The sequence below is a fragment of the Photorhabdus sp. HUG-39 genome (assembly GCF_963878365.1).
Taxonomy (GTDB): domain Bacteria; phylum Pseudomonadota; class Gammaproteobacteria; order Enterobacterales; family Enterobacteriaceae; genus Photorhabdus; species Photorhabdus kayaii.
The window spans coordinates 1-6375 of sequence record NZ_CAWNWY010000070.1 but is presented as its reverse complement, the minus strand read 5'-3'; the positions used below and the strand labels follow the sequence as shown (position 1 = coordinate 6375).

The window sequence follows — 6375 nt, the reverse complement described above, 5'->3', positions numbered from 1 at the left end:
CCAACCTTCAGCGCCAGCGAGAATGGCGCTGATGACAAGAAAAATAACATCAATCAGCTCGTATTGACGATTGATGTCAGAACGAGTTTCTTTCACAACGGTTAAATGTTCAATCAGGGTCTGGTTCGGATTCATGGGCGAGTATTAAAAAGAAAAATAAGGAGAATGAGATCATATAATTACGGTTCATTCAAGGGGGGGGTAAAAAAGTATGCTCGCGCCCTGGGGTTTATAATGGGTGTGTGCCACGGTAGATCATAAAAAGGTCGGAAGATCACGGCGGATCTTTCCTGCCTTTTATTATTTATGACAAAAAATTAACCATAAAAATAATCAAAAAAACTCTCGAAATTATTTGAACCTATTATTGGTTTAATTTCTTTAGTAATCATATCTATAAATTCTGAACTAAGCTCATCGTCGTCATTATCATCACCAATATCAAAAATATTAAATTTTCCATAAACTATTTCAATTAATTTAGCTATAGAAAGAAAGAAATCAGCTAATGAATCAGCTATTTTAAATGGTTCACCAACGTCATAATTGGCATAAATAGGAGTACCTTTAATGTCGGTTATAGCAATAATAGGTTTCCCACCACCAAAATCATCCATAAATACTAGATGATTTTTAGACCATTTAGGATTATCTAATATGCTTTCTGAATCTTTAATCCAACGATATCCATATTGGGCTTGTTCTATTTTTCCAATTTCAATAAAGGTTATTGGTGTAATTCCTGTTTCTATCTTAATATTAATAGGTTCAAATTTGTTGAGGAAAAAATCGATTTCTTCTGAATGTTCAATCGAATTGGGCCATTTAAGTTCAACACTATTATTTTCTTCAAATTTTCCTTGGAGGTTAAATTTTTTATGGGCATTAGATAATTCTATTAAGGCTCTTTCTAGTTCACTCATATCATATCCTTAAAATCTTTATGGTTAACGACCACATTTTTTTACTATCTGTTTAGAAGTTTCTTCGCGATCAATTAGTCGCCCACTACCGGGAGTATCATAACTTCCTCTATGTCCTTGATTGCTATATAAATGCTCATCAATACCACTAGGGTGATTGGCATTTTGTAGGAATACAATATTTCTAGGATCACCTTTCCAAGCTTGGCCTAGTGTACCATTACCCTTAACACTATTTATATGATGTCCTGTATATCCTCGTTCAGACATAATGGAGGCTAATTTTCGGTTACTTTTTGTATTCAAAATGATTTGGCGCTCAGCATCTGTCCAATTTCGAGAACCACCGCCAGCAGTAATAAGTGTTCTTTCTTGACCCCATGCTCTATTTATAGCTGTTCCTCTCGCTCCTAGTTTAGGAGTCACAGTATCATGGATTTTATATCTTACTAAATCTTTTGGATTTAACCCGAACGGATCGATCCAACCCGTCGGATTATGCGCGTAACTGTAAGGATTTACTCCTCCTGCTAACCCCAAAGGATCGGTGCTGAGGTAACAACACCCTTCCGGCAAATAATAGCGGAACCGATTATAGAATAAACCACTTTCCTCATCAAAAAGTTGCCCGGCAAATCTGAGGCCCGGGTCAAGCTGGGGATTCTCGCCGTGTCCGCCCAGCCGCAGGCCGTACAGGGACTGCTTCGGTCGCCGCCACACCCGTTTACCCGTCGGGTCGAACAGCGCCAGCGGCTCGCCGGTCGGGGCGCTGACCGCATATTGAGTCTGCACCTCCCCGGCCATCAGTTCCACCCGGTTGTCCAGATTGAGCGTAAACTGTTGCGTCTGCTGCGCCACCAGTTCCCAGCCGTCAAACACCAGATGGCGGATCATTTTCAGCCGGCCGTGCTGGTATTCGCGGATTTCCGCCGGCACGTCGCCGTCCCACACATATGTGGTCCGCTTACCGCTCTGGATACACCGTTTTTCTATCCGCCGTCCGAAGGCGTCATAGCGATATTCCCACGGTATCCCGTCCGGGGTGATAAGGCCGGTCAGCTGATTCTGGCTGTTCCACCGGTATTTCGTCAGCGCCAGCCGGTAACCTTCCGCTAAAAACTGTTTCTCCTGCATGCGGCCGGCCCGGTCGTAAACAAACCGGTGCGAGCCCACCCAGTTCAGGCGATGGCCCTCCTGATAGAGGGTTTCCCCCATAATCTCCTGCACCCCGTCAAACCGTCTTGACGGGTAACCCGTTTCATCATACTGATAATGCTCCCGCAGTGTCCGGCCTTCTCCCACCGAAATCACCTGGCCGTTGCCATTGAGAAGATAGTCCAGCTGCTGTCCGTCATCACGGGCCGCAGTCAGGTTCAGCGCCGCATCATATTCATACCGGCGCGCCACCCCCGCGTAAGCGGGTCCCTCAATCTCGTCCGGTTCAGCCGGCCGGAAAAAATAGGGGTTGCGGCCTGCCCGTTGCGCGGTTAACTGCCCCATCAGGCTGTACTGCTGACGCAGAATAAATCCCCCGTCCACATAACGGCCCGTGTCCCGGCCGGCGTCATCCCGTTCCAGGGTCAGGGTCGCCTGCTCCGCCAGCGTCAGCGTAATCAGTTCCCCCACCCGGTTAACCTCCCGCCGGCTCTGCCAGCGGCAGAGGCGGGTCTGGCCGCTAAACCGGGCCGGACCGGCAACCGGCGCTGTTTCGCCGGTGAATAACTGCCGTTCTGCGGCGCGGTTATCCGGGTAGTGACGCTGAATCTCTCCGTGCGGCTGGATTTCCCGCACTATCCGGTCCTGCTCGTCGTATTCAAAATGCAGGGTGCTGTCCGGGGAGTCCGCAGTTAACAGCCGGCCCAGGCTGTCGTAATGATAACGGGTGGTGCCTTCCGGGGCATGCAGGGCCGTCAGCCGGCGGGCGGCATCATAGTCATAGCGGGTCAGGTTCTCTTCCCCGTCCCGCTTTTCAATGCAGTTCCCCGACCGGTCATAGCGATAATGCCACTGCGTGCCGGCATAATCCTGCTCGGTGATAACCCGCCCGTCGGCATCCAGTGTGTAGCTGTAGGTTTCCCCCTGCGGGTTAATCACCTGCGTCAGTTGCAGCGTGTCGGCATCATAACGATACTGCCAGCGATGCCCCTCGCCGTCACGCCGGGCGACCGGCAGGTCAAACGGGCCGTACTCTACCTGCCATTTCACGCCGCGGGCATCAGTCCAGCAGGTTAAGTTCCCGTGGCGGTCGTGGGTGAAGTGTTCCAGCTGGTTGTCCGGCCGGTCACTGACCGCCACCCGGTGATGACGGTCGTAACGCCAGCGCCACAGCGCCCCCGCCGCGGTCAGGCTGCGCAGCCGGTCCTGACTGTCATAACCCAGACTGACGGTCCGGTTCTCTTCATCCAGCACCCGCACCAGCCGCTGATGCTTATCATATTCCTGTGAGCGGCAGTGGCCGTCCGGGTCTGTTTCGGCCGTCACCAGCCCGAAGGCATTGCGGGTCAGCGTGGTTTTCCGGCCGTCCGGCGCAATAAATCCGGCGGGCTGGCCCTGTTCATCATACAAAGGCAGCCAGGTGCGTTGCAGCGGGTCGGTCATGCCGGTCAGTTGCAGGCTGTCAGCCTCATAGCTGTATTGCCACACCGCACCGGTGGCGTCCGTCAGCGACGTGACCCGGCCGGTATCGGCCAGATAAGTCAGCGTCAGGGTTTCCCCCTCCGGTAATATCTGTCTGACCGGATTGCCCCAGCGGTCATAGTCATAACGGGTCACGCCGCCGCACGGGGTGTGGATTGCGGTGATTAGCTGCTGGTCGTTGTAATGCCAGGTGGTGGTGTGCCCCTGTGGGGTGGTGGAGCGGGTTATGCCGGGGGCATAGTCCAGATGGACCGGATAGAAGCCGCCGGCCCCCACACTGTCGGTACAGCGCCCCTGTTTATCATAACGGTAATCCACCCAGGTCTGGTCGCCATCGGACCAGCGGCTTATCAGGCCCTGCGCATTATATTCATAGTACAGATGAAATTGCTGGGCGCTGTCCGCTTCTGCCAGCCGGCCATCATCATGGTAGTGATAACGGGCCATCACTTCCTGTAACCCTTCATCGGCACGGCGTATCTCTGTCAGTTGTCCGCGCAGATTATAAAGCAGCGTCAACTCCGGCCCGTCACTGTGGAGAACCTGTGTCAGCTGATACAGGTCGTTATAGATAAACCGCAGCCGGTTGTCATACACGTCCCGGTGTTCCGTGAGCCGCCAGCGCTGTGTCCCTTCGGATGAGGCCGGAGAGGACAGCGCAAAATACTTACGCACCGGTGAATCACGGTGACTGAGAATATATCCCTGTTCTCCCCGGCTCAGGGTAAAGTCCGGGTGGTCCGGGTTAACACTGTGGGTATAAGCGGCCGGTAAGGCAAAGTAAAGCGATGCCCCTTCGGTGGTGCGGATTTCTACCCGGTCGCCGGTGGCAAGGGCGCCTTCGGAGAAGCTGTCCGTCCAGCCCGGCCCCAGCAGGCCCTGTTCCCCCGGTGCCCAGCTGCGCAGAAACACCAGCGGCAGGGTCTGGCCGAGGGTGATATCGGTCCGCTGGTCAAACAGCTGGCCGGTGGTGACGTCAATCGGGTCGCCGGTAAAGAATTTTTTCGTCGCTTCCCGGTAACGTTTCACGCCCTGAGTTTCTCTGAAGGCGGTTTTGGCACAGCAGAGGGTTTTACCCGAGATTATCTTTCCGGCATGCCGGGCGCCGGCAATCGCCCCGCTGACGACCTTTTTACCGGCCTGTCGGGTAAACAGTTTACCCAGCCCTTTAATCGCCCCTCGTGACGGCGGCACCAGAAATTCAACCGCCATCAGTATCGCCCGTTCCCAGGCGGAGAACTCTTCGGCGACTGCCAGGTAAGTTCCCTGCCCGGCGCCGATAAACACCGTTTTGGCCCCGGATTTGATGGCGCCGCCGCACGCCAGTTTGTCATCCACCCGGGCCGCCGGCGAGCCGTTAATCAACACGGTGTCACTGCCCTGGGCAATCAGGGGCGGCGCCGGATGTTTACTGCAAACGGCGATATCGGTGGTAGCTCTGGCCGCCGGTTTGCCTTCGATAAAGACATTGGGGGAGCCACTCGTCAGGGTGCCGTCCGGCGGGCCGACGCTGTCCACCATTTTCGTGACGGCCGAACTGGCGGCGCTGATGACATCGCCAAGGGCAAATGTGGCCGCGGTTCCCAGGGCAATCACCGCGACGGTCGCTAATCCTCCGGTGAGAACGGTCAGCCCCACCAGAGCCGATGCCGCGGCAAAGACCGCGCCGGCTACCAGGGCACCGGCAATCGCCCCGGCCAGCGCCCCCAGGAAGCTGGCATGCTTAATCGGGTCGCCCTGACGGGCCGCGGCCGGACCGGGACTGCCCTGTGGCGGGGAAACGCGCCCCGCGTGCTGAGCGCCGACCCGCGCTATCCGGGTGACGATTTCATCACCAAGTGACATAGTGTGCCTCCTGCCAGGTCATCAGGCTGCCTGAAAACTGTGGATAACCGCCAGCAATGCCTCACGCTGACTGTCTTCAAAAGGGGCAGGAGAGGTCAGGTTGAAGGTCAGCAGCAGTGAGCCGCGGATTTGCAGTATCACGGTCTGGTACATGTCGCCCTCCGGGCTTTTCCACTGGTAATCCAGACGGCGGGCGGGTTGCCGGCTGAGGGTGATTTCGCTGCGCTGATGCTCCTGGTAACCGGGCAGATGAGTGCAGAACTGTTCCAGGGTCTGTTCATAGTAAGCGTGGTTATCCATGCCGGCAGGAACCGGGGTGCGGCTGACCACCAGATTAATGCCGCTGTCGTCCGGCAGCGCGAAGACGTTCATGGATTCATCCCGCCAGTTGCCCGGGAGAGTCAGCGTGCCTTCATGCATCTGATAGGTTGTGTTTTTCATGCTTTTTCCGTTGTTGATTGAAATAATAAGTTGGCAGTCAGTCGCGGTCAGTTCACGTTGACCTGTTTGCCATTGATGGTGATATTGGCGCCCTGAATGCTGATATTGCCGGCATGGTCGAGGGTGATGCTGCCGCCGGCCGTCGCAATTTCGATACCCCCCTCCCGGGCATGTATCTGGATGTTATTTTTGACGTTCAGCAGGCTGTCTTTTTCGACCGTAATTTGACGCAGGCCGGTGATGGCGCTGACTTCGTTGCCGGTCACTTCTTTATGGCGGTCGTTTCTGACTGACAGCACCTGATTATGGCCGATGCTTTCGGTGTGGTCGTTCACGACCCGGGTTTCACGGTTATTGAGCACCACGGTGTGCATGTCCCGCTGGGCGTGTAAAGCCAGCTCTTCACTGCCTTTGGCATCCTCGAAGCGCAGCTCGTTGTAGCCGTCCCCTTTATGGGTTTTGGAGCGCAAGGCCATCTGGGTTTTGCTGCCGGGCAGGTCCCCCGGCGGCAGATTGCTGGCATGGTAGG

At 54.8% G+C, this 6375-nt stretch carries 4 protein-coding genes and 1 pseudogene; all 5 read right to left on the bottom strand.

Features of this window, described 5'->3' with window-relative positions; translation table 11 throughout:
• A pseudogene (locus AAC155_RS23690) lies at positions 1-135 on the bottom strand (transposase family protein); the annotation flags it as partial.
• Positions 136-317: 182 nt separating this feature from the next.
• Positions 318-923 carry a hypothetical protein gene (locus AAC155_RS23685; RefSeq protein ID WP_113044376.1) on the bottom strand — a complete coding sequence of 202 codons (606 nt, stop codon included), beginning with the start codon at positions 921-923 and terminating at the stop codon, positions 318-320.
• 24 nt (positions 924-947) lie between these two features.
• A complete protein-coding gene (locus AAC155_RS23680; protein WP_158536635.1) occupies positions 948-5405 on the bottom strand; it encodes an RHS repeat-associated core domain-containing protein in 4458 nt (1485 codons plus the stop codon).
• Between the two features lie 21 nt (positions 5406-5426).
• Positions 5427-5846: a DUF1795 domain-containing protein gene (locus tag AAC155_RS23675; RefSeq protein WP_113044375.1), complete on the bottom strand. Its 420-nt coding sequence runs from the start codon at positions 5844-5846 to the stop codon at positions 5427-5429.
• Positions 5847-5893: 47 nt separating this feature from the next.
• A partial coding sequence (locus tag AAC155_RS23670; protein ID WP_422615643.1) for a bacteriophage T4 gp5 trimerisation domain-containing protein occupies positions 5894-6375 on the bottom strand: 482 nt, incomplete at its 5' end.